Raw genomic sequence first — 22659 nt, 5'->3', positions numbered from 1 at the left:
GAGGGCCGGGGTGGGGGGGCAGAGTCCGCCTCAATTTGAAATGAACTAGCTGCCGCCCCAAAACCCCGCACCCCTTGCCCCGGCCGCCTCATGGGGCTATCGCAGGACCAGCAACTGATCGGACCGTTTCATGCCCGCTAAAATCGCCCTGACAGGCATTGCCCGCGACCTCGCCGCCCGTGCCGAAGCGGGCAAGACCATTCGCGTCGGGGTTATCGGCTCGGGCGAAATGGGCACCGATCTGGTCACCCAGATGAGCCTGATGCAGGGCGTAGAAATGGCGGCTATCGCCACCCGCCGGCCCCATACCGCGCTCGATGCCATGACCATCGCCTATGGCGAGGACAGTCGCGGCAAGGTGGCAGACAGCCCCGCCCAGGCCCGCGCCGCCATCGAGGCCGGCAAGATCGCCATCACCTCGGCCGAAACCCTGGTCACTACCGAGGGTATCGACGTCGTCATCGACGCCACCGGCAAGCCGGGCGTCGCCGCCGATTATGATCTCACCGCCATGGAGCATGGCAAGCATGTGGTGATGATGAATGTGGAGGCCGACGTCACCATCGGCCCCTATCTGAAAGCCCAGGCCGACCGGCTCGGCGTGGTCTATTCGGTCGGCGCCGGGGACGAGCCCTCCTCCTGCATGGAGCTGATCGAATTCGTCTCTGCGCTCGGGCTTGACATCGTCGCCGCCGGCAAGGGCAAGAACAATCCATTGAAGCATGACGCCGTCCCCGATGATTATCGTGAGGAAGCGGCGCGGCGGAACATGAACCCGCGCATGCTGGTGGAGTTCGTCGATGGCAGTAAGACCGCGGTCGAGATGACCGCTATCGCCAATGCAACCGGCCTGTTGCCCGATGTGCCCGGAATGCATGGCCCGGCGGCCGACCGCGATTCCATGGCCAAGGTGCTGATCCCCAAAGCCGATGGCGGTATCCTCAATTCCTCGGGCGTCGTTGATTTCACCATTGGCAAGGGTGTCGCCCCCGGCGTCTTCGTCATCGTCAAGGCGGAGCATCCCCGCATCATCGAGCGCATGGACGATCTCCATATCGGCCACGGGCCCTATTACGCCTTCTTCCGGCCCTATCACCTGACCAGCCTCGAAGTGCCGCTGACCTGCGCCCGCATCATGATGTATGGCAAGCCGGACATGGTACCGCTGCCCCGGCCGGTGGCCGAAGTCTGCGCGGTGGCCAAGCGCGACCTCAAGCCCGGCGACAGCCTCGATGCAATCGGGGAGACCTGCTATCGCTCCTATGCGATGACCGTTGGCGATGCCCGCGCCAGGGGGGCGGTTCCGGTCGGTCTGCTCGAAGGCGGCGCGGTCACGGCGCCGATCAAAAAGGGCGAGCTCATTACCCGCGCCAATGCCCAACCGGACATGACCACGCGACTATTCGCGCTCCGACAGGCGCAGGATAAAATGCTGGGGCTGCTGTAAAAAACAGCGATTGCCCCAATCTCGCCCCGCTTACCTGCAGGGATCAAGGACCTTCCGACGACAGGGGCAATCGCCGATGAAGCGTCTTTCCATAGGTCTTGCATGTGTCTCAGCCTTTAGCCTTCCCGCCCTGGCGGAGTTTCCGCCCGAATTGCACGAGGCTGCGCCTATCTGCGCCCCGCTGATGGAGAATACCGGCCTGATCGAGACCGGCTATGGCAGCACGATTGCAGACATCGAAAACGGCTGCCGCCTCGAAGCCATCTATGCAGGCCTCGGCCTCTATCAGCGCCTGCGCATCGACAGGCTCGATATCATCGCCTCCGATTTCGAATCCGCCCTCATCGGACAGCGTCCGTTCGAAGCGGCGCGGATCAGCATCAAGGGCGCGCGCGTCTCTCCCGATTTCGGCTATCCGCTGCAAAGCTACATTACCGAAATGCAGGTTCGCCCCTTCGACCTCGATCTCGATTACCACTGGGACGCCGAGACCGGCGATCTCGAAATTGCCCGCCTCCATGCCGAAGGCCGAGTGATTGGCGCCTGGGACCTCTCCGCTCGCCTCACCGGCGTGCCCGATCTTGGCCTCGCCCGCACCGGCGCCGCCCCCGCAGATTTCGGCATTGAAAGCCTCACCCTCAGCTTTGCTGAACGGGAACTGGTGCTCGGCTATATCCTGCCGCTGGTGCTCAATACGCTGCCCTATGACCAGGACCCGGCGCCGCATATCGAGACTGGAATAGCGGCCTTTGTCGAGGCCATCGAAAATGCGCCCGAAGCCAATATCAGCAGCGACAGCAAGGCCGCGCTGATCGACCTTATCAGCCGCTTTCCAAGGCTCGACGGCGCCGTCGGCACCTTTGAAATTAGCGGTCTGGACGACCCCTTGCCCGTCGAAGCCCTCTTCATCGAGAGCGCGGATGATTTCGCCGCCTTCTTGGCCGCCAGCCGGCTCAGCCTCGACCCCGCGCCCTGAGCCGAGGAGAAACGCCCATGCTTCGCTTCGCCCCATACCTTGCCGTTGCCTTTCTCCTTGGTCCTGTTCAGCTTGTGGCCGAGGATAATCCCGCCCCCCTGCGCGATTGCCGGGCGCTGCTGAAAGCGGTGCAGAGCGAGGTTACCCGCACGCCCGAAACCACGGCGGAAGCGGTGCCCGGTGGGTGCCGCTTCACTCAGGTGGGTTATCTTCTCGAGGGCATGATCGAATATCGCGCCGATGCAGTGACGTTGCTAACGCCCCAGCTCTTGGCGACCTTTCCCACCGAAGCGGTCTTCAAATCCGCCGATCTGTCGATCCAGGGCCTGCGCATCCTCCCCAGGACCGGCAATGCCATGAGTGACTATCTGACCTCGCACTATAGCAAGCCGATCAATATCGAGCTGGTCTATGACACCGATCCCGCAACGCTGACGGCGCAGCTCAAGCACTTTTCCTTCGATGCCGGCGACATTGGCCGGCTGACCCTGTTTGCCCGCTTCTCCAATTTCGACAATACCGACATTGATTATACCGGCCTTGGCAACGAGATGGGCGTGTTGCACGAGCTCGGCCTTGCCATCGAGGATAACGGGCTGCTGGCGAGCTATGTGCTGCCATTGCTGCTCTCGGGCTTCAGCTATGACGAAGACCCCCGCCCGGTGCTTGCGGCGCAAAAGATAGCGGTTTCGACCGCCATTCGCGCCTTGCCCGAAAGCCTGTTGTCATCGGTGAGTGCAGAATCCCTGGTGCGTTTCGTCACGGCTTTTCCGCTGGCCCATGGCAATTGGACGCTCCATTTCGAAAGCGAGAAGGGGTTGCCGCTTTCCGCGCTGGACGCTTCCAGCCTCGACGATTTCGCGGCGCTTCTCGCCAGTGATGCCAGGATTACCGCAACCGCCGACTATCGACCGGATTAACGCCCTCCGGAGCGCGGCGGCGCGGTATGGTTGGCCCTCCCCATTGAGGGGAGGGGTGATGGAGCCGCATCAAGCAGAACGTGAAACGCTCTAGGCCAGCCAGATTGCAATGATCGCGATCATGGCCGGGACCGTCTGGATGAACAAGATCTTCCTGCTCGACGTCACCGCACCAATGATTCCGGCGACGGCCACGCAGGCCAGGAAGAAGAGCTGGATCTGCCAGGCGATGGCCGGGTCCGGATGCACCAGGCCCCAGATCAGGCCAGCGGCCAGGAAACCGTTATAGACCCCCTGATTGATGGCGAGCACCTTGGTCTGTCGAGCAAATTCCGGAGTCAGGTTGAACGCCTTCTGCCCGCGCGGCGTGTCCCACCACAAGACTTCGAGCAGCATGATATAAAGGTGGAGCAGCGCAACCAGCCCCACCAGGATCATCGCAACAACAGCCATTTAAGCCTCCACGGCCACGTCGAGCGCCAATTCGACCATGTCGCGTAGCGAGGTCTGGCGGGCCTCGGCGTCGATCTCGTCCTTGGTGATCAGGCAGTCGGTCATGGTGCAGATGGTCAGCGCCTTGACCTCGAACCTGGCCGCCAGCGTGTAAAGCGCGGCGGCCTCCATCTCCACGCCGATAATGCCATGGGCCGGCAGCTTGTCGTAACCGGCAAAGCCATCGGCATGGTAGAAGATGTCGGAAGACAGCATGTTGCCGGCATGGAAGCGCAGTCCGCGCGCATCGGCCTTGTCGGCGGCAGACCGCAGCAGGCCGAAATCGGCGATGGGGGCGAAATTATAGGGCCCGAAACGGTCGCGCACGATGGCGCTATCGGTCGAGGCGGCCTGCGCCAGCACCACGTCGCGCACCTTGACCTTGGTGTTGAGACCGCCACAGGTGCCAACGCGGATCAGCGTCTTGAGGCCATAGACATTGATCAGCTCGTGTACATAGATCGAGAGCGAGGGCTGGCCCATGCCGGTGGCCTGCACCGAAACCGGCTTGCCTTTCCAGGTCCCGGTATAGCCCAGACAATTGCGCACAGAATTGACCAGCCTGGCGTCAGTCAGAAAATTCTCGGCGATCCATTTGGCACGAAGCGGGTCACCCGGCAGCAACACGGCTTCAGCATAGTCACCCGGCTTGGCATGATTGTGCGGCGTGGTCATCGAATTCTTCCCTTTTGTCCATTTGGTCAAATCATTGCCATCCAGATCGGACAAAGACAATGGCGGGCGCGCGAAGTGCTTGACGCGGGGACACGCTGGCCCCATCTACGCAGCGCTGTACAAGGAGACAGGCATAATGGTCGCGAAAATCTTCATCGATGGCGAAGCCGGAACCACGGGTCTGCAGATCCGCGAGCGTCTCGCCGGTCGCCGCGACCTCGACGTCATCTCCATTGCCCATGACAAGCGCAAGGATCTCGACGAGCGCAAGCGGCTGCTCAACGCCGCCGATGTGGCAATCCTCTGCCTGCCCGACGATGCCGCCAAGCAGAGCGTGTCGCTGATCGAGAACGATACGACCAAGGTCATCGATGCCTCGACGGCCTATCGCGTCGATCCCGATTGGACTTATGGCTTTGCGGAAATGGAGCCGGGTCAGACCGAGGCCATCGCCAAGGCGCGGCGCGTCGCCAATCCCGGCTGCTGGCCGCAGGGGCTGATCGCCTCGCTGCGGCCGCTGATCGAGGCGCGGCTGCTGCCCGGCGACTACCCGGTCTCCTATCACGGCATTTCGGGCTATTCCGGCGGCGGACGGCAGATGATCGAGGACTATGAGGCCGCGGGCACGACGCCCAGCCAGTTCATGCCCTATGGCCTCAGCTTCAAGCACAAGCATCTGCCCGAGATGCAGGCCTATTCCGGCCTCAATCGCGCCCCGCTGTTCGAGCCGGTAGTGGGCAATTTCGCGCAGGGGATGACCAATTCGGTGCCGCTGCATCTCGACATGGTCGCCGAAATTCCGACCGGCAAGGATTTGCACGCCGCGCTAGCCGACTATTACGCCGCCATCTCCGATGGCTTTGTGCGTGTGGCGCCCTATGAGGCCGGTCTCGCCAAGACCGCCGCACTCGACCCTCAGACCCATAACGGCACCAATGTCATGACCCTACACGTCTTTGCCAACGATGAGACCGCCCAGGCGGTTATCGTCTCGGTCTATGACAATCTGGGCAAGGGCGCTTCTGGCGCCGCCGTGCAGAACCTCAACATCATGCTCGGCGTCGACCCGCGCGAGAGCCTTGAGGGTTGAAACACCCCCACCCGGCCTCCCCCTGAAACAGGGGGAGGAGAAGAGTACCCCTGATGGGTCGGCAAACGCGTTTCGTCCCTCCCCCTTGTTCAGGGGGAGGTTAGATGGGGTTCTGTGCCGCATTCGCAAAGACCTAACCGTACGCTTCGGTACGGTTAGGTCTTGACCGAAACCCCGGTTTCGCGCGATGACGCGTGCAGTAGCGAGGTCCACTGCCCCATGGAAAAATTCACCACCCTGACCGGTGTCGCGGCGCCCCTGCCGATCATCAATATCGACACCGACATGATCATCCCCAAGCAATACCTCAAGACCATCAAGCGCACGGGGCTGGGCACCGCCCTGTTCTCCGAAATGCGCTACAATGAGGACGGCTCGGAAAATCCGGATTTCGTGCTCAACAAGCCCGCCTATCGGCAGGCCAAGATCGTCATTGCCGGCGACAATTTCGGCTGCGGCTCGAGCCGCGAGCATGCCCCCTGGGCGCTGGCCGATTTCGGCATTCGCTGCGTGATCTCCACCAGCTTCGCCGACATCTTCTACAATAACTGCTTCAAGAACGGCATTCTGCCGCTCGTCGTCAGCCCCGAGCAGCTCAAGCTGCTGCTGGACGATGCCGAGCGCGGCTCCAACGCCACCCTCACCATCGATCTCGAAGCCCAGACCATCAAGGGCCCCGATGGCGGCACGCTCAATTTTGACATCGACCCGGCGCGCAAGCACATCCTGCTCGAAGGGCTCGATGACATTGCCGGCACGCTGAAGTCCGATCCCGCCATCAGCTCCTTCGAGGGCAAGATGGCCGCAAACCGCCCCTGGCTCTAAGGAACACACATGGTCCAGCGCGTTTCCACCGGCTCGCCCTTCGAGGCGACCTTCGGTTATTCCCGTGCCGTCCGCCACGAAGACACCGTCTATGTCTCGGGCACCACGGGCTATGACTATGCCACGATGACCATGCCGGAAAGCGTTGGCGAGCAGGCCAAGAATGCGCTGGCGACCATCGACAAGGCGCTCAAGCAAGCCGGCTCCTCGATCGAGGATACGGTGCGCGTGGTCTATTATGTCGGCGATCGCGCTGATGTCGACGCGGTGGTTGCTGCCGTTGGCCCCGTGTTCAAGGATATCCGCCCGGCTGCCTCCATGCTCATCGTGCAGATGATCGAAGCCGGTATGAAGATCGAGATCGAAGTCACCGCCCGTATCGGCGCTGCCACCAGCCACAGCTGATCAGAGGGGCAGCGCCGCGACCATGACCCGGCCGCAAATCGCCCTTCTCCTGCATGCAGCGCTCCTTATCGGGGCGCTGTTTTTGCTTGTGCCCTGGCTTACGAGTTGGGACCCGCGCGCCGGCTATCTGTTTTCCCTGGTCTTTTACTGGCTGTTTTTCTGCCTGCCGGTGATCGGCTGGCATGCCTTGCCCGGCAATGACGGCCAATTGTTCACCGAACGCCTGCCCTGGCGCTATTGGTGGTTTATTCCGCTGCTGTTGTTGCAGGTGGGCCTGGTGGCGCTGGCCAGTTTTGCGCCCAATACGGCCATGCTGACCAGCGGAGCGATGTGGCTGGCGCTGCTCATCGGCGTGATCAATGGCCCGCTGGAAGAAATCGCCTGGCGTGGCGGCTTTCTCGGTGCCTTCCGCGCGCGCCCGACCCTGGGCTTCTGGCTGGGCTGGGTGCTGTTTACCGCCTGGCACATACCGCTGGCGCTGAGCGTGGGTATCAGCTTCGATGGCGGGGCGTTGGCGCTTATCGGCGGGGCTGCCGCGCTCGGCCTGTTCTGGAGCTGGGTGGTGTGGATGACCGGATCGGTCTTTTACGTGAGCATCGCCCACGCCCTCACCAATCTCTTCGCCTTCTGGGTGCTGTTCGACCGCAATGGCTTTGCGGCCTGATCCCTACCAGCCGTAATCGAGCACGGTCAGGGTGCGGATACGCTCGCCATCCATCCATTCGATGGTGGAATTGCGGTGCATGCCGATCAGGGCCGCGCCGACGGGCCCGAGAATGGGCACATTGCCCCGCTCTCCAAACGGCCGGTTGGGATAGGTCAGCATCCCCAAACGCATGCGCGGCTCGTCATCGAGCCGGAACATGACCCGTTGCCCCATAGACACCCCCGCCGGATCCCAGGGATCGCACACCTCGGCACGCTTCAATTCGCGCTCGAGATAGGCCGAGACATAGGGCTGGGTGTGAAAGGACCGCTCCGCCAACAGCATGACGCGGTTGTAGTCGTCGGCATTGATGAGGATGTCGGGCAGCGGCAGGGACGGAAACACGTTTGGAACCCAGAATTGGACTGCCCCCCATATGTCTGCCTGCGCGTTTGCACAGTCAATGAGCAGAAAACAATATTTCAGGGCAATTTGTGTCAGGTTTATTGACCTAACCCCACGCGCATGGCAGATAGGTGCCGCAAATTTATGCATGCTGCATAATTCATGTTCATGAGGGTTAACCATGTCCGACGACACCCTGCTCGACCGCGCGCTCATTCGCCTGGAAGAAGCTGCCAACCATCTGCAGATCGATCCGGACGTGACCGAGAAACTCAAATATCCGCGCGAAACCACCAAGACGCGCCTCTTGATCCGCATGGATGACGGCTCGCGCAAGTCGTTCCTGGCCTGGCGCTGCCGCTATGACGACACCCGCGGCCCCACCAAGGGCGGCATCCGCTTCCATCCCGATTCCACCATCGAGGAAGTCGAGACCCTCGCTTTCTGGATGACCTTCAAATGCGCGGTGATGAACCTGCCCTATGGCGGCGGCAAGGGTGCCATCCGCGTCGACCCGCATGGGCTCTCCAAGTCCGAACTGGAACGCCTCAGCCGTGCGTATGTGCAGGCCTTCGCAAATATCATCGGACCCGACCGCGATATTCCGGCGCCCGACGTCTACACCAATGCCATGATCATGGGCTGGATGAGCGACGAATATAACCAGATCACCGGCCAGGTTTCGCCGGCCGTGATCACCGGCAAGCCCATTGCTCTCGGCGGCTCGCTCGGCCGCAACGACGCTACGGCACGCGGCGGCTTCTATCTCGTACGGCATCTGGCCACCGAGCTTGGCCTCGACAAGGACCACACCGTCGCCATCCAGGGTTTCGGCAATGCCGGTCAGTTCTACGCCCGCCTGACCGGTGCCGATGGCAATTCGGTGGTTGCCGTTTCCGACTCGGCCGGTGCCATCTACCGTCCGGGCGGCCTCGACGTCGAAAAGCTGATCGCCGGCAAGAATGCCGGCCGCCGGGTCGCCGACATGGCGTCCGAACTGGGCGCCAAGGTCATCACCGCGGACGAATTGCTGTCAGTGGAAGCCGACCTCCTGGTCCCGGCGGCGCTTGAGGACATGATCACCAAGGAAAATGCCGGCACCATCAAGGCCAAGGTGCTGCTCGAACTGGCCAATGGCCCGGTGACGCCGGATGCCGACAAGGTGCTCGAGGGCAAGGGCATCGTGGTGCTGCCCGATATCCTAGCCAATGCCGGCGGCGTCACCGTCTCCTATTTCGAATGGGTGCAGAATCGGCAGGGCTATTACTGGGACCTCGAAGAGATCCACGCCCGCCTGCTCAAGATCGTCGAGCGCGAGGGCCGTGCCGTCTGGACCATTGCCAAGGACCGCAATGTCTCGGCCCGCTCGGCGGCCTATATCCACGCCCTGGGGCGCCTGGCCACTGCCATCGAAGCGCATGGCACCCAGCCGTTCTTTGCCGGCTGAATTTGGCGGCGGCCTCTGGCCGCTTGTCCCATTGCCAGACATAAGAAAGGCGCCCGATGGGCGCCTTTCTTTTTCTATGTCGTTTCACGTTCTTGTTGATGCGGCTCCATGGCCAACCTGAAGGAGAGCCGGGGTAGGGTCGTTCAGTGAAGAACCGATGGCCCCTCTCCCTTAATCCCTCCGCTCAAGGGGGAGGGAGGCGAAAGCCCCCAATCCCGTTCATCACTGAGCCCAAAGTGGACACTGCCGGTCTAGGCCGGGATGACCGCGGTTGGGGTGGCTCCGAGGTCAAAGCTGAAACGCACCCCGCCGCAATCGGCCTTAGCGCAGACGGCAGTCGGCGTCGGCGCCGATTTCCTCCATCAGCACCGAGATTGCCGCTTCGAGCTGCGGGTCAGTATTGAGTCCGACGGTGTTGGGGTTGAACGGCACCAGGATTTCCGGCTCGATGATATTGTTTTCGTAAAGCGTGCCATCGATGCGGCGATGCGGCAGCACCGGCAGGCCATAGAACAGACCCGGCACCACAGCGCTTTTCACATAGTCGACCGAAGTGCCGGTATTGAGCACCACATCGCCGACGATCTTGCCGATGCCATTGTCCTGATAGGCCTGCGGGAACATCGAGCCGTCCGAATAGCCGAAGCTGTCGACCACCACCGCGCTTGGCCACACCCAGCGATTGTTCGGCTCGACATCGAGCGGACCCTGCGCCCAGCCATTGGTGGAATAGGCCTCGCCCGTGAGCAGGGTGATCAGCTCGCGGGTGAGATTGCCGCCCCCATTGGAGCGCACATCGATCAGCGCCGCCTTGGCGATGCCGCGCTTGGCTTCGAGATTGCCCAGCAGATCGAGATAGGCGTCGTTGTTCATCTCCGGCACATATTGATAGGCGATGCAGCTGTTGGAGAGGCGATCCACCATTTCCCGCCGGGCATTGATGAGGCGGGTCTTGGCCAGCCCGGCTTCATCGAGCTGGTCGAGTGGCTTGACCGTATAGAAGCGCTCTTCGCCGGTCTGGCTGTCGGTAACGCCCACTTGGGCCGGACGGCCGACATTGAGGCTCAGCAGGCGCTCGATGCCGCCATCGTCGGGAACATCGACGCCATTGATGGAGGTGATGATATCGCCCGGCTCGACATCGATGGAGCGGCGATCAAGCGGACCGCCTGGCAGGATGGCGGCGACGCGCCGTCCCTGCCCCTCAAAGCCATGGTCGAGATAGATGCCCAGCGAGTCATTGCTGTTGCCAAGGTCCGACCGCGCCGCTTCGGCACCGCCATAGCCGGTGAACATGTGCGAACCCGACAGCTCGCCATACATGGCCGAGATCAGTTCCTGGAGCTCGCGATCGCTGGCTATGGAGCCAAGATAGGCGCGGTATTTGTCACCAATTGCGGCCCAGTCGCGCCCCTGATGGGCGCTGTCATAATAGCGATATTGCGCATCGGCCCAGGCCTGCTCGAATGCCGCAAGCCGTGCCGCGTCGGCGTCGCGCGAGAAGAATACACGGGAATCGATGATGCTCATCTGGTCGGGCGCCGTCACCGGCACGCGCAGGATGGCCCCCTCGATCTTCACATCGACCACGCCAAGATCGGCGACATAGGACAGGGCCTGCCAGCCCGGGGCAGGAAACTCTCCGATGGTTTCGATGCTACCATCGACCAGGCTGATGGTCTGCAGGGTCATGGTGTCGCCATCGACCGGCGCCACGGAAAGCAGGGTCTTCTGGTCCGGCAGAGGCTGCAGGATTTCGGCTTCTGCGGCGCCAAAGGTCAGCCGTCCCTCGAGACTGAGGGAGCGGAATGCAGGCAGCTCATAGCGCCGGAACACCGGATTGCCGTCCTCGTCCTCATCGAACCCGGTATCGATGCCCTCGACCACGTCAAGGAAATCCTGTCGCGCGGCTTCGGAGAGGAAGATGCGGTAGATATCGGTGCCCTGGGCATGCAGCTGCGCGGACCGAGCGCCGTAAAGCGTAGTATAGCCGAGCACCTGGCCGCCATCGGCGCTCCAGGTCATGCCGAACATATTGGGAATATTGCCCACCGGCATGGCCGCAGCGCTGCCATCGGCAGGCACGATGGCGACGCGCCGGGACTCGGTGCCGCCCATGGAGCGCCAATGCACCAGCAGGTCCGTGGAACTGGGCGACCAGGCAAAGCTCATATCATTGTCGGTATAGACCGAGTTATAATCGCCATCGCCGACCAGCGCCGTCACCTCGCCGCTATCGAGATCGAGCACCTGGATTTCACGACGGTCGGCGACGAAGGCGAGCTTGCTGCCATCGGGTGAAAATACCGGATTATAGGCATTGCCGGTTTCAGGCACGTAGAGCGGGATTTCCGCAAAACGCGGCAGCAGGGCCGTATCTTCAGCATCGCCGCGCAACTCGACCCCGTAAATGCCCCAGCGATGATCGCGGATGGCGGCATAGGCCAGCATGGTGCCGTCGGGCGAGAAGGTGATGTCTTTTTCCTGGCCCGGCGTAGCGGTCACCTGGCGGACGGTGCCGCTGGTATCCTGCACGAAGACATCGGCATTGTAGACCATGGCGAACACCTCGCCATCGGGTGAAGAGGCAAAGCCCTGATTGGTGCTGCCGATATAGTTGCTCTGCCGATTGGCGCGCTGCTCGAGCGTCAGCACTTCGATGGGGCTGGCTTCTGCGGCATCAGCCGGCTTGACATAGATCCGGCCGCGATTGGCGAAGGCGAGGGTGCCATTGTCGGCAATGGACAGATCGCGGACCGGATCGCCTTCGAACCGGGTGATCTGGGTCTCGACGCCTGAGGCAAAATCGAGCTGCCAGACATTGAGCCAGCCGGTGGCCTCCGAGAGGTAGTAGAGCGAGGCTCCGTCGGCGCTCCATACCGGATTGTGACGGTCGATGCCATCGGCCTCGAACACCGGCTCATGGTTGCCGCTCACCGGGTCATAGGTCCAGAGCTGACGGGCATTGGGCAGCACGCGGTGCTGGCGGTCTTCGGGATCGACCGAGGGATTATATGTATAGACCAGTCTGGTCTGATCCTGGTTCCAGCGCGCCTGCTCGGCCAGATTGGGCAGCACCAACGTTTCGCGGCCGGTCTCGGTGCTGACCGCATAGAGTTGCGGCTTGCCGGACAGCGCCGCCTGCACACTGTTCTCGGCATCGCCCAGGCGCAGCGCGGTATAGAGGATGGACTTGCCATCCGGACTGAAACCGGTGGGCACTTCATCGGCGGATGACCAGGTCAGGCGCTCAAGCGTGCCGGAGAAATCGGTGACATAGACATCGTCATCGCCATTGAGATTGGAGGCAAAGGCCAGACGCTCCGAATCCGGCGACCAGGTGGCGCGGTGCGAATAGATGCCATTGGCAGTCAGCGGCACGGCCAGTCCACCCTCGGCATCGACGATGAAAACCCGGCCGCGATAGGTAAAGCTCAGCGTCTCGCCATCGGGGGCGATGGCGGGAAAGCGCACCCAGGCAGATGCTTCGCCCAGATCGCGACTGGCGGCGGCGTCCTCGGCAAGGGCCGGCGCCATGGCGGCCATGATGGCCAGGATGGAAAGTGCGGCTGGTCTTATGATCATCTGAAATACCCCCAATGCAAAGCGTTGAGATAATCGGGCGGGGGGTAAAAACTTGCTAACGCAAAAGAAAACGCCATGCCGACAGGGTTAAGGCTTTCTTAGCGTCACGCCGCTGCTTGCGCGCGAGGGGGAAAAGGCGCTATGTCCCGCCCCACGAGGTGTACCCACCAGTACGGCGAGGAGTTTTGACCCACATGGCCACCCATTCCCTTTTCCTTCTGCCCGGCGACGGCATCGGCACCGAGATCATGGTCGAGGTGGAAAAGCTCATCGCCTGGACCAATGCCGAAGGTCTCACCGACTTTTCGACCGAGAGCGGTCTGGCCGGCGGCGCTGCTTATGACGCCCATGGCGTTGCCATCACCGACGAAGACGTTGCCAAGGCCAAGGCGGCCGATGCGGTGATCTTCGGCGCCGTGGGCGGCCCCAAGTGGGATAACGTCCCCTATGAGCATCGCCCCGAAGCCGCTTTGCTGCGTCTGCGCAAGGAACTGGCCGTCTTTGCCAATCTGCGCCCCGCCATCTGCTACCCGGCGCTTGCCGACGCCTCTTCGCTCAAGCGCGAACTGGTCGAGGGCCTCGATATCCTTATCGTGCGCGAATTGACCGGCGGCGTCTACTTCGGCGAGCCAAAGACCATTACCGATCTCGGCAATGGCCAGAAGCGCGCCGTGGACACCCAGGTCTACGAGACCTATGAAATCGACCGCATTGCCCGTGTCGCCTTCGATCTGGCCCGCACCCGTGGCGGCAAGGTCCACTCGGCTGACAAGAAGAACGTCATGAAATCAGGCGTGCTCTGGGACGAAGTGGTCAAGGGCGTCGGCAAGGACTATCCCGATGTCGCGCTGCACCACATCCTGGCCGACAACGCGGCCATGCAGCTGGTCCGCACGCCAAAACAGTTCGACGTCATGGTCACCGACAATCTCTTCGGCGACATTCTCTCCGACGTTGCCGCCATGCTCACCGGCTCGCTCGGCATGTTGCCCTCCGCTTCGCTCGGCGCACCCGATCCGGTTTCCGGCAAGCGCAAGGCGTTCTACGAGCCCGTCCACGGCTCGGCCCCCGACATTGCTGGCAAGGGCATTGCCAATCCCATCGCCATGATCGCCACCTTCGCCATGGCCCTGCGCTACAGTTTCGGCATGATCGAGCTGGCCACCCGCGTTGAAGACGCAATTTCCGCAGTGCTCAGCGACGGGCTGCGCACCGGCGACATCGCCCAGGCCAATTGCAAGACCGTCGGCACCGAGGAAATGGGCGCGGCAATTCTGGCAAAGCTCAAGGCTTGACGCCGTCCTGAAGGGCAAATCGCTTCGGTGGAGCGATGTGAGGCGGCAAGGCCATGAGCGCTATGCGCGAATGGCGGCCAAGGGCACCAATATATCAGTCGTCACCTTCGGGCTTGCCCCGAGGGGGCGTAGGTCCCCAGAACTCCGCAAGTGTAGTGCCCTCGGGTCAAGCCCGAGGGTGACGAACGGTGGGGTGAAAGTTAAGCAACAAAAAGCCCCGGTGTCTCCACCGGGGCTTTTGCATTCCTTGGACCTTGGAAGGCCCAGAAATTATTCTGCGGCGCCTTCGGCGGCGGCAGCGGCCTTGGCGGCCTTTTCTTCAGCGCGTTCCTTGGCCTTTTCGCCGGGCTCGCCCTTGTTCGGGTTGTTGCGGGCTTCGCGCTTGGCAACGCCGGCGGCGTCGAGGAAACGCAGAACGCGGTCGGTCGGCTGGGCGCCGACGCCGACCCAATGCTGGGCGCGTTCAGCGTTCAGCACGACGCGGTTTTCGGCGGTCTTGTCGAGCAGCGGATTGAAGGTGCCCAGCTTCTCGATGAAGCGGCCGTCGCGGGGCGAGCGGGCATCGGCAACGACGATGTGGTAGAAGGGGCGCTTCTTGGTGCCGGCGCGGGCAAGGCGGATCTTGAGAGACATTGCGATATTCCTAGGCTGTCAGTTTGAGGTTCGGGTTATTTCTTCTTGCCCAGGCCAGGAAGGCCGGGGAAACGCGGAGCGCCGCCGATACCGGGAAGAACCGGTCCGCCGGAGGATTTCAAAAGCGCATTGACGTCGCTGGGGAGCGCCTTCTGCGCCAGGGGCAGATCGGCAGAGGGCAGGCCCTTGAGCTGTTCGGGATTGATCCCGGCCTGGCGCGCCATCTGTTCGAGCTGCTTGGGGTCCATCTTGGAGAGATCAGGCATGCCGCCGAGCATGCCCCCCATCTTGCCGCCAAACATGCCACCGAGGGCACCCATGCCGCCCTTGGAGACCTTTTTCATCATGTCCGCCATCTGGCGGTGCTGCTTGGCAAGCTTGTTGATTTCCGAGACCTCGACACCGGCGCCGGCGGCAATGCGCTTGCGGCGGCTGGCATTGAGCAGGTCCGGATCGGCCCGCTCCTTCTTGGTCATGGAATTGATGATGGCGACCTGGCGATCGAACACCTTCTCGTCGATACTGGCGCCGGCCATGGCTTTCTTGATCTGGCCGGCACCGGGAAGCAGGCCCATCAGCCCGCCCATGCCGCCCATCTTCTTCATCTGCAGCAACTGAGCGCGCAGGTCTTCGAAGTCGAAGGAGCCCTTCTTGAGCTTCTTGGCCATCTTGGCCGCGTCTTCGGCCGTAACATGTTCCGCCGCCTTCTCGACCAGGCTGACGATGTCGCCCATGCCCAGGATACGGTCGGCAATGCGCGCGGGATGGAAATCTTCCAGCGCATCCATCTTTTCGCCGACACCGATCAGCTTGATCGGCTTGCCGGTGGCCGCGCGCATCGACAAAGCCGCGCCGCCACGGCCATCGCCGTCGACGCGGGTCATGACGATGCCGGTGACATCCAGCCGCCCGTCGAAGGAGCGGGCGACGTTGATCGCGTCCTGGCCGGTCAGCGCATCGACGACGAGCAGGATTTCGTGCGGCTTGGCAATATCCTTGATGGCAACGGTCTCGGCCATCAGTTCTTCATCGATATGGGTGCGGCCGGCGGTGTCGAGAATGAGAACGTCATAACCACCGAGACGGCCTTCGCGCTCGGCGCGGCGGGCGATCTCGACCGGGGTCTCGGTGGTGACAATCGGCAATGTATCGACGCCGACCTGCTCACCCAGCACGCGCAGTTGCTCCATGGCGGCGGGGCGGCGGGTATCGAGAGAGGCGAGCAGGACCTTCTTCTTGTTCCGGTCCTTGAGGCGTTTGGCAATCTTGGCGGTGGTGGTGGTCTTGCCCGAGCCCTGGAGGCCGACCATCAGCAGCGTAACAGGCGCCGGCGCATTGAGGTCGATGGTGACGGCATCGGACCCGAGCACCTGCACAAGCTCGTCATTGACGATCTTGACCACCTGCTGGCCCGGCGTCACCGAACGGGTCACCTCGGCGCCAACGGCGCGCTCGCGCACCTGCTCGACAAAGGCCCGCACGACTTCGAGGCTGACGTCAGCCTCGATGAGCGCCCGGCGGATTTCGCGCATGGCCGCGTCGACATCGGCAGCGTTGAGCGCGCCGCGTCCGCGAAGACCATCGAATATCTTGCCAAGCCGGTCTGAGAGGCTCTCGAACATCTTTTTTCCTTTTCGCTCGCGGGGGTCAGTCCCCGGAGAGATAAGTGCCAAAAGACCAAATGCAAAACCCACCCGCGGGCGCAACGCGCTGGCGGATGTTGGCCTCCGGGATCGTGGTACCCTAGCGGGGTCCCGGTCGGCTGGTCAGGGGCAAAAGCCTGATGAACAGGGTCGCTTTAGGGGAAGTCGCCCGCCGAGTCAAGAAAAGCGGGCAAGTTCGGCCTCAAACCTTGAAGGCCACCCTGAGCCCGCCCCAATGGCGGCCCTGCACCACGATCGGGGCCGAGCAATCCTTCATCAGGGCGAACTGCCCGCCGCCCATGTCGCGGCGATAGGTCTGGAGCAGGAAGGGTTTTGTCGAGCGCCCGGCAGAGAGGCCCGTACGGTCGCTGAAAATGCGGCGATTGCGGCAATTGGCAGCGTTCCACACGGGATCATCGCCCTGTGGCTGCGAATAGATGCGGTTATGCGTCGGCAGATAGCCATTGCGATCTACCGCTGCACAAAAGGCGATACGCTTGTCGAGCGCCAGAACCGGTTCCTGGATGGGCGGCAGCAGTTTGTCGGCCAGCTGGGTGAAGCGGGTCAGCATCTGTTTGGGATTGGTGCCGGGCACTTCGCGATAATTCTGATCGAAGAGGTCATCGAGGCTGATCTCGCCACGCTCAAGGGCGATCTCGAAGGCTTCGGCCACTTCGTCGGCCTTGGCCCGCGCCACGGCGATAAAGGGCGCATCGGCGGTTTCCACTCCGGCTTCGACCAGGAACAGCATGAAATCCTCGGAAATGCCGAGAATGGAATTGGTGCGCTGCTCGGTCTTTTCCAGATGCCCGCGGCAAGCGGCGACGCCATCGGCCAGCGCCGACAATTCCGCCTGCATGGTCTCGAAACCATCGATGGAGCGCTCGACCGGCTGGGCCATGGCGTCGATATCGTCCACCAGCCGCCCAACGCTGTCGACGAGGGCTTCCAGCGTGGCCGTGGCCTGGCTGGCGGCATCGGAATCGGCCATGGCAATCCGCGCCGCCTCGGCATTGCTGCCGGCCTGGTTGCGCAAATGGGCCAGCGCTTCGGTGAGGTCACCCAGATGTGCCACGGTCTGGCCGGAGAAACCCTGGATCTGGTCGGCCAGGCTTTTGACCGCATTGGCGATGATGGCAAAGCCACGCCCGGCTTCGCCGGCGCGCGCCGCCTCCACCGAGGCATTGAGCGCTAGGAGTTTGGTTTCGCGCGCGATCTGGGCGATGGCGGCGCTGGCGCGCTCGACCCCGGCCACGGTGCCCGACACGCTTTCGAGCGTCGACTGAAAGCTCATCGCGCCATCCGAGAGCGCCGCCATGGTGCCGGTGGTGCGCGTCACCACCGCCGAAACGGTGGCGGTGCTTTGGTGGAGAATGCGACGCGCTTCCGCCGCCGCCTGGCGCGTCGTGCCCATGGTGCGACTGACCTGGGCGGTGACGGCGTTGAGCTCGCCGGCCGCACTGCGCGCCGCTTCCGCCTGCAGCGCCTGTTGCTGGCTGATGGCCGAGATGTCGCCGATAAGTCCCGCCACGTCGGCAATTTCGACGCCAAGCCGTCCAGCCCTATCGCCGATGTCGGATAAACGCACATCCCTGCCGCCCGGTCCCTCAACCGGCGTCACCGCATATGCTGGCATTGTCTCCTCCGCGCCGTCCGCCTCTCCCCAGGGGCGTTCAGCATGGCGAATAGTAATAATCCGAATCGCAAGAAAGTATTAACCCTGATTTGCCGCGCGCTGCCCAAAGATTGGGATACTGCACAATAGGCCACCGGCACTGGCAATTTGTCCGTCGATCCGCCATATAGGGCTCGAACTTCCATAGCTGCGATCGGGAAGAGACCGCCGTGAGCGACGTCCCCTTTTTCAAGATGAACGGACTGGGCAACCAGATCATCGTCGCCGACATGCGGGGCACGTCTGCGCGCATCACGCCGGCTGCCGCCATTGCCATCAATGGGCGGGCCGAGACCAAGTTCGACCAGATCATGGCCATCCATGATGCCCGCACGCCGGGCACGGTCAATTATATCGAGATCATCAATTCCGACGGCACGCTAGCCCAGGCCTGCGGCAATGGCATGCGCTGCGTGGTGCAGTCGCTCTCGGCCGAGCAGGGCCGCAAGCTCTTCACCTTCGAGACCATTGCCGGCATCCTGTTCGGGCAAGAGGCTGAAGACGGGCTGATCACCGTCGATATGGGCACGCCGAAATTTGCCTGGTACGACATTCCGCTCAACGAGGAATTTGCCGATACCCGCCAGGTCGAGTTGCAGATCGGGCCGATCGACGATCCGGTGCTGCATTCCCCCTCGGTCATGTCCATCGGCAATCCGCACGCCACCTTCTGGGTGAAGGAGGATGTCTGGTCCTATGCGCTCGACCGCTTCGGACCCTTGCTCGAAAACCACCCGCTCTTTCCCGAGCGGGCCAATATTTCCATTGCTTTTGTGGTCAATCCCGAGCGCATTATCCTGCGTACCTGGGAGCGCGGCGCCGGGCTGACCGAGGCCTGCGGCACCGCGGCCTGCGCCGCCCTGGTCAATGGCGCCCGCACCCGCCGCACCAACCGCAAGGCCACGGTGACGCTGCCCGGCGGCGATCTGGTGGTCGAATGGCTGCCCAATGACCATGTGACCCTGACCGGACCGGCCGAGTTCGAATGGCAGGGCAGGCTCGATCCCACCTCCGGCGCCTGGACGCGCAGCGAGGCCGCCTGATGGGTGTGCAAACCCTGACATTCGGCTGTCGTCTCAATGCCTATGAGGGCGAGGTGATGAAAGCCGAGGCGGAAAAGGCAGGGCTCGACAATGCCATCATCATCAATACCTGTGCTGTCACCGCCGAGGCGGTAAAGCAGGCACGGCAGGCCGTGCGCAAGGCGCGGCGCGACAATCCATCCGCCCGGATCATCGTCACCGGCTGCGCCGCCCAGACGGAAGCGCGCTCGTTCGGCGATATGGACGAGGTTGACCTGGTCATCGGCAATCACGACAAGCTCAGGGCCGAAAGCTACAAGCCCATGGTGTTCGGCGCCCCCCTCAATGACAAGGTGCAGGTCAACGACATCGGAAACGTGCGGGAAACAGCCGGCCACCTGATCGAGGGCATGGATGGCTATACCCGCGCCTTCGTGCAGGTGCAGAATGGCTGCGACCATCGCTGTACCTTCTGCATCATCCCCTTCGGGCGCGGTCCCAGCCGCTCGGTGCCCATGGGACTGGTCGTGGATCAGATCAAAAGACTGGTCGCCAATGGTTGTCTCGAGGTGGTGCTGACCGGGGTCGACATTACCTCCTATGGTCCAGACCTCCCAGGCGCGCCCAGCCTTGGCAAACTGGTGCAGTCGATCCTGCGGCATGTGCCAGACCTGCCGCGCCTGCGCATTTCCTCCATCGACAGCATCGAGGCCGATCCGGCGCTTTACGAGGCGGTGAGCAACCCCCGGCTGATGCCGCATCTGCATCTGTCGCTGCAATCGGGCGACGATCTGATCCTCAAGCGCATGAAGCGGCGCCATTTGCGCGACGACGCGCTCGCCATTGTCGACAAGCTGCGCAGCAGGCGCCCCGACATGGTGTTCGGCGCCGATATCATTGCCGGCTTTCCTACCGAAACCGAAGCGATGTTCGAAAATTCGCTGCGCTTCATCACCGAAGCGGATATCACCTATATCCACGCCTTTCCCTATTCGCCGCGCCCCGGCACGCCCGCCGCGCGCATGCCGCAGGTCGGCAAGGCGGTGGCGAAGGAACGCGCTGCCAGGTTGCGGGTAGCCGGGGACGTGCAGTTCGCCGCCCTGTGCCAGACGCGCATCGGCAGGGTCGAAAGCGTCTTGGTGGAACGCAGCGGCATCGGCCGCACCGAACATTTTCTCCCCGTTGCCGTCGGCAAGGATCAGGCCGGAAAATTGGTCAGCATGCGCATGACCGGCGCGGGAGCGGACGGGCTGACCGGCGACGTGATGCGCGCGGCCGCGTGATAAAGTGCCCTCGTGGCAGGATGTGAAGGCATATAATGACCGAGAAAAAGCCCGGCTTCTTTCAGCGCCTCTTCGGCACCCAGCCGGCGCCGACGCCCGCACCGCCGAAAACACGGCCAGAGACACCCGTCGAGCCGGCTCCGCAAAGCCCACCCACGCCTGCACCCGAACCGGTTCCCGAACCCGCGCCGGTGACTCTGCCCGAGCCAAAGCCGGCCGATCATCCCATGCCGCCCGGCCCGCCAGAGACCACGCCGGACTATATCGAGGCCATTGAAGACCAGTTCGTCGCCCCGCCGCCTGCAGTGCCGGAGCCGGCACAGCCGCGCCAGGGCTGGTTCGCGCGGCTAGCCTCGGGGCTGAAGCGCTCCTCGGACAATCTGTCCACCTCGATCACCTCGGTCTTCACCAAGCGCAAGCTCGATGCGGCGACACTGGACGAACTCGAGGACGTGCTGATCCAGGCCGATCTCGGCATCGACACGGCCATGGCCATTACCGAGACGCTGCGCCGTGACCGCTTCGACAAGGACGTGTCGGGCGAGGATGTGCGCAATGTGCTGGCAACCGAGGTCGAAAAGGTGCTCGGGCCCGTGGCTCGGCCGCTGGTCATCGATACAACCAAAAAGCCCTTCATCATCCTGATGATTGGCGTCAACGGCTCGGGCAAGACCACCACCATCGGCAAGCTGGCGCAGAAATTTGCCCGCGAAGGCCGCTCGGTGATGCTGGCTGCCGGCGACACCTTCCGCGCCGCCGCCATCGAGCAATTGCAGGTCTGGGGCCAGCGCACCGGCGCGCCGGTGATAGCGCGACCGGCCGGGGCCGACGCCTCGGGCCTTGCCTTCGACGCCGTGACCCAGGCCAAGGCCGAGGGGCGCGACGTGTTGATCATCGATACGGCCGGCCGCCTGCAGAACCGCGACGAGCTGATGAACGAACTTGAAAAAGTCATCCGCGTCATCAAGAAGGTCGATCCGGAGGCACCGCACGCCACCCTGCTGACGCTCGACGCCACCACCGGGCAGAACGCCATGAAGCAGGTCGAGATTTTCGGCAAGCGCGCCGGCGTCACCGGGCTGGTCATGACCAAGCTTGATGGCACGGCTCGGGGCGGCATCCTCGTCGCCATCGCCAAAACCTTCGGCCTGCCGGTGCACTTCATCGGCGTCGGGGAAGGCGTCGAGGATCTCGAGCCCTTTGAGGCCAGCGATTTTGCCCGCGCCATTGCTGGCTTCGACCCCTCCCGTTAGGGCAAATCTCTCCGGTGGAGAGATTTGAGGCGAGAAGGCCGCGAGAGCTATGCTCGAGTGGCAGCGCGAATGGCGCGGTGCCCTCCCCGCTCGCTCCTATTCCTCTCCCCGAGTGGGAGAGGAATAGGCAAGGTCTCGAGGCCCAAAAAAGCCACTGTTGTCCCCTAGGCGCTTGCATCAAGGGGCTCATGTCGCCACATTGGCGCCAATGCCGTGGAAGAAAACATGACCGAAAAAGCCGCCGAACAGGACGTCAACTGGGACGAGATCAAGCCGCAGATCACCAAGCTGGCGCTTGAGCTCGGGCCGCTGGTCATCTTCTTCATCGTCAATGCCCGCGCCGATATCTTCGTGGCCACTGCGTGGTTCATGGGCGCCATGGTGATTTCGCTGATCCTCTCTAAGCTGATCCTCAAGAAGATCGCGGTCATGCCGCTGGTCACCGGTGCGGTGGTGCTGGTGTTTGGCGGGCTGACCCTGTGGCTGCAGGACGACACCTTCATCAAGATGAAGCCGACCATCACCAATGTGCTGTTTGCGGCAGTGCTGCTGGGCGGGCTGATGTTCGGCCAGTCGCTGCTCAAATATGTGTTCGGCGACGTCTATAAGCTCAAGCCCGAGGGCTGGTGGAAGCTTACGCTGAACTGGGGGCTGTTCTTCGTGGTGCTCGCCGTGCTCAACGAAGTGGTGTGGCGCAGTCAGACCACCGATTTTTGGGTGGCCTTCAAGGTGTGGGGCATCATGCCGTTGACCGTCATCTTTTCGATGACGCAATTGCCGCTGCTGAGCAAATACGCCCCCACCGACGAGGCGCCGCCTCCAGTGGCAGCCGAGAGCTGACGCCAGCGTCGCGCCGTAAAATCGGCGGGCAGCCCAAGTTCAGCCAAACTTGACCCGATCTATAGGCTTTCACGGCCGGATCGCCAAAGCCTTGAGCCCACT

20 protein-coding genes are annotated in these 22659 nt (G+C 62.8%); 13 read left to right on the top strand and 7 right to left on the bottom strand.

Annotated elements, in window-relative coordinates; genetic code table 11:
- Positions 1–130: 130 nt before the first annotated feature.
- The 3 genes from BGO80_RS09085 to BGO80_RS09075 all read left to right on the top strand — a co-directional run bounded on the left by BGO80_RS09085 (position 131) and on the right by BGO80_RS09075 (position 3343).
- Positions 131–1447, top strand: coding sequence for an NAD(P)H-dependent oxidoreductase (locus BGO80_RS09085; RefSeq protein ID WP_286721011.1), 1317 nt, complete (start codon positions 131–133; stop codon positions 1445–1447).
- 76 nt (positions 1448–1523) lie between these two features.
- Positions 1524–2423 carry a hypothetical protein gene (locus tag BGO80_RS09080; RefSeq protein ID WP_286721010.1) on the top strand — a complete coding sequence of 300 codons (900 nt, stop codon included), beginning with the start codon at positions 1524–1526 and terminating at the stop codon, positions 2421–2423.
- A gap of 17 nt (positions 2424–2440) precedes the next feature.
- A complete protein-coding gene (locus tag BGO80_RS09075; RefSeq protein WP_286721008.1) occupies positions 2441–3343 on the top strand; it encodes a hypothetical protein in 903 nt (300 codons plus the stop codon).
- Between the two features lie 90 nt (positions 3344–3433).
- Here BGO80_RS09075 and BGO80_RS09070 read toward each other — a convergent pair whose 3' ends face one another.
- Positions 3434–3796 (bottom strand): DUF1304 domain-containing protein, encoded by a 363-nt coding sequence (locus BGO80_RS09070; protein WP_126148933.1) that lies wholly within the window; start codon positions 3794–3796, stop codon positions 3434–3436.
- Positions 3797–4510: a purine-nucleoside phosphorylase gene (gene deoD / locus BGO80_RS09065; protein WP_126148934.1), complete on the bottom strand. Its 714-nt coding sequence runs from the start codon at positions 4508–4510 to the stop codon at positions 3797–3799. It lies immediately after the preceding gene.
- A gap of 136 nt (positions 4511–4646) precedes the next feature.
- On the opposite strand from deoD, the gene argC reads away from it, so the two are divergent.
- From argC to BGO80_RS09045, 4 genes are all read left to right on the top strand, one after another.
- Positions 4647–5600, top strand: a complete 954-nt coding sequence (argC, locus tag BGO80_RS09060; protein WP_126148935.1) for an N-acetyl-gamma-glutamyl-phosphate reductase — start codon at positions 4647–4649, stop codon at positions 5598–5600.
- Between the two features lie 219 nt (positions 5601–5819).
- On the top strand, positions 5820–6425 hold the full coding sequence (gene leuD, locus BGO80_RS09055) for a 3-isopropylmalate dehydratase small subunit (RefSeq protein WP_286721004.1): 606 nt from the start codon (positions 5820–5822) through the stop codon (positions 6423–6425).
- A gap of 9 nt (positions 6426–6434) precedes the next feature.
- The gene (locus tag BGO80_RS09050; protein ID WP_126148937.1) at positions 6435–6830 is read left to right on the top strand and encodes a RidA family protein; all 396 of its coding nucleotides are present in this window, start codon (positions 6435–6437) and stop codon (positions 6828–6830) included.
- Between the two features lie 22 nt (positions 6831–6852).
- A complete protein-coding gene (locus BGO80_RS09045) occupies positions 6853–7494 on the top strand; it encodes a CPBP family intramembrane glutamic endopeptidase (RefSeq protein ID WP_286720998.1) in 642 nt (213 codons plus the stop codon).
- 3 nt (positions 7495–7497) lie between these two features.
- On the opposite strand, the gene BGO80_RS09040 is transcribed toward BGO80_RS09045, so the two are convergent.
- Entirely contained in the window at positions 7498–7881 is a 384-nt protein-coding gene (locus BGO80_RS09040; RefSeq protein WP_286720996.1) for a GreA/GreB family elongation factor, read from the bottom strand.
- A gap of 181 nt (positions 7882–8062) precedes the next feature.
- Here BGO80_RS09040 and BGO80_RS09035 point away from each other — a divergent pair, with 181 nt between their 5' ends.
- Complete coding sequence (locus BGO80_RS09035) at positions 8063–9328, top strand: Glu/Leu/Phe/Val family dehydrogenase (protein ID WP_286720995.1); 1266 nt, start codon at positions 8063–8065, stop codon at positions 9326–9328.
- Between the two features lie 321 nt (positions 9329–9649).
- On the opposite strand, the gene BGO80_RS09030 is transcribed toward BGO80_RS09035, so the two are convergent.
- On the bottom strand, positions 9650–12913 hold the full coding sequence (locus BGO80_RS09030; protein ID WP_286720994.1) for a S41 family peptidase: 3264 nt from the start codon (positions 12911–12913) through the stop codon (positions 9650–9652).
- Positions 12914–13107: 194 nt separating this feature from the next.
- Between BGO80_RS09030 and leuB the strand changes: the two genes are divergently transcribed.
- Entirely contained in the window at positions 13108–14208 is a 1101-nt protein-coding gene (gene leuB, locus BGO80_RS09025; protein ID WP_286720993.1) for a 3-isopropylmalate dehydrogenase, read from the top strand.
- A gap of 270 nt (positions 14209–14478) precedes the next feature.
- On the opposite strand, the gene rpsP is transcribed toward leuB, so the two are convergent.
- The 3 genes from rpsP to BGO80_RS09010 all read right to left on the bottom strand — a co-directional run bounded on the left by rpsP (position 14479) and on the right by BGO80_RS09010 (position 18120).
- Positions 14479–14841, bottom strand: coding sequence for a 30S ribosomal protein S16 (rpsP, locus tag BGO80_RS09020; protein WP_126148943.1), 363 nt, complete (start codon positions 14839–14841; stop codon positions 14479–14481).
- Between the two features lie 35 nt (positions 14842–14876).
- Positions 14877–16463: a signal recognition particle protein gene (gene ffh / locus BGO80_RS09015; RefSeq protein ID WP_286720990.1), complete on the bottom strand. Its 1587-nt coding sequence runs from the start codon at positions 16461–16463 to the stop codon at positions 14877–14879.
- A gap of 223 nt (positions 16464–16686) precedes the next feature.
- Positions 16687–18120 (bottom strand): methyl-accepting chemotaxis protein, encoded by a 1434-nt coding sequence (locus BGO80_RS09010; RefSeq protein ID WP_286720989.1) that lies wholly within the window; start codon positions 18118–18120, stop codon positions 16687–16689.
- Positions 18121–18353: 233 nt separating this feature from the next.
- Between BGO80_RS09010 and dapF the strand changes: the two genes are divergently transcribed.
- From dapF to BGO80_RS08990, 4 genes are all read left to right on the top strand, one after another.
- Entirely contained in the window at positions 18354–19202 is an 849-nt protein-coding gene (gene dapF / locus BGO80_RS09005) for a diaminopimelate epimerase (RefSeq protein ID WP_286722993.1), read from the top strand.
- Positions 19202–20464, top strand: coding sequence for a tRNA (N(6)-L-threonylcarbamoyladenosine(37)-C(2))-methylthiotransferase MtaB (mtaB, locus tag BGO80_RS09000; RefSeq protein ID WP_126148946.1), 1263 nt, complete (start codon positions 19202–19204; stop codon positions 20462–20464). The genes dapF and mtaB overlap by 1 nt, the downstream gene beginning before the upstream one ends.
- Before the next feature lie 35 nt (positions 20465–20499).
- Positions 20500–21717, top strand: coding sequence for a signal recognition particle-docking protein FtsY (gene ftsY / locus BGO80_RS08995; RefSeq protein WP_126148947.1), 1218 nt, complete (start codon positions 20500–20502; stop codon positions 21715–21717).
- Positions 21718–21942: 225 nt separating this feature from the next.
- Positions 21943–22557 carry a septation protein A gene (locus tag BGO80_RS08990; RefSeq protein ID WP_286720987.1) on the top strand — a complete coding sequence of 205 codons (615 nt, stop codon included), beginning with the start codon at positions 21943–21945 and terminating at the stop codon, positions 22555–22557.
- Positions 22558–22659 lie beyond the last annotated feature (102 nt).

Source organism: Devosia sp. 63-57 (assembly GCF_001899045.1).
Classification (GTDB): domain Bacteria; phylum Pseudomonadota; class Alphaproteobacteria; order Rhizobiales; family Devosiaceae; genus Devosia; species Devosia equisanguinis.
This window is presented reverse-complemented; position numbering and strand designations above follow the sequence as displayed.

Excerpts from the sequence above, each read along its gene's own strand:
- ffh (WP_286720990.1), bottom strand. The coding sequence starts at position 16,463 with ATGTTCGAGAGCCTCTCAGACCGGCTTGGCAAGATATTCGATGGTCTT.
- BGO80_RS09085 (WP_286721011.1), top strand. The coding sequence starts at position 131 with ATGCCCGCTAAAATCGCCCTGACAGGCATTGCCCGCGACCTCGCCGCC.
- rpsP (WP_126148943.1), bottom strand. The coding sequence starts at position 14,841 with ATGTCTCTCAAGATCCGCCTTGCCCGCGCCGGCACCAAGAAGCGCCCC.
- mtaB (WP_126148946.1), top strand. The coding sequence starts at position 19,202 with ATGGGTGTGCAAACCCTGACATTCGGCTGTCGTCTCAATGCCTATGAG.
- BGO80_RS09050 (WP_126148937.1), top strand. The coding sequence starts at position 6,435 with ATGGTCCAGCGCGTTTCCACCGGCTCGCCCTTCGAGGCGACCTTCGGT.
- leuB (WP_286720993.1), top strand. The coding sequence starts at position 13,108 with ATGGCCACCCATTCCCTTTTCCTTCTGCCCGGCGACGGCATCGGCACC.
- BGO80_RS09045 (WP_286720998.1), top strand. The coding sequence starts at position 6,853 with ATGACCCGGCCGCAAATCGCCCTTCTCCTGCATGCAGCGCTCCTTATC.
- BGO80_RS08990 (WP_286720987.1), top strand. The coding sequence starts at position 21,943 with ATGACCGAAAAAGCCGCCGAACAGGACGTCAACTGGGACGAGATCAAG.
- dapF (WP_286722993.1), top strand. The coding sequence starts at position 18,354 with ATGAACGGACTGGGCAACCAGATCATCGTCGCCGACATGCGGGGCACG.
- deoD (WP_126148934.1), bottom strand. The coding sequence starts at position 4,510 with ATGACCACGCCGCACAATCATGCCAAGCCGGGTGACTATGCTGAAGCC.
- BGO80_RS09075 (WP_286721008.1), top strand. The coding sequence starts at position 2,441 with ATGCTTCGCTTCGCCCCATACCTTGCCGTTGCCTTTCTCCTTGGTCCT.
- ftsY (WP_126148947.1), top strand. The coding sequence starts at position 20,500 with ATGACCGAGAAAAAGCCCGGCTTCTTTCAGCGCCTCTTCGGCACCCAG.
- BGO80_RS09030 (WP_286720994.1), bottom strand. The coding sequence starts at position 12,913 with ATGATCATAAGACCAGCCGCACTTTCCATCCTGGCCATCATGGCCGCC.
- BGO80_RS09035 (WP_286720995.1), top strand. The coding sequence starts at position 8,063 with ATGTCCGACGACACCCTGCTCGACCGCGCGCTCATTCGCCTGGAAGAA.
- argC (WP_126148935.1), top strand. The coding sequence starts at position 4,647 with ATGGTCGCGAAAATCTTCATCGATGGCGAAGCCGGAACCACGGGTCTG.
- BGO80_RS09080 (WP_286721010.1), top strand. The coding sequence starts at position 1,524 with ATGAAGCGTCTTTCCATAGGTCTTGCATGTGTCTCAGCCTTTAGCCTT.
- leuD (WP_286721004.1), top strand. The coding sequence starts at position 5,820 with ATGGAAAAATTCACCACCCTGACCGGTGTCGCGGCGCCCCTGCCGATC.
- BGO80_RS09070 (WP_126148933.1), bottom strand. The coding sequence starts at position 3,796 with ATGGCTGTTGTTGCGATGATCCTGGTGGGGCTGGTTGCGCTGCTCCAC.
- BGO80_RS09010 (WP_286720989.1), bottom strand. The coding sequence starts at position 18,120 with ATGCCAGCATATGCGGTGACGCCGGTTGAGGGACCGGGCGGCAGGGAT.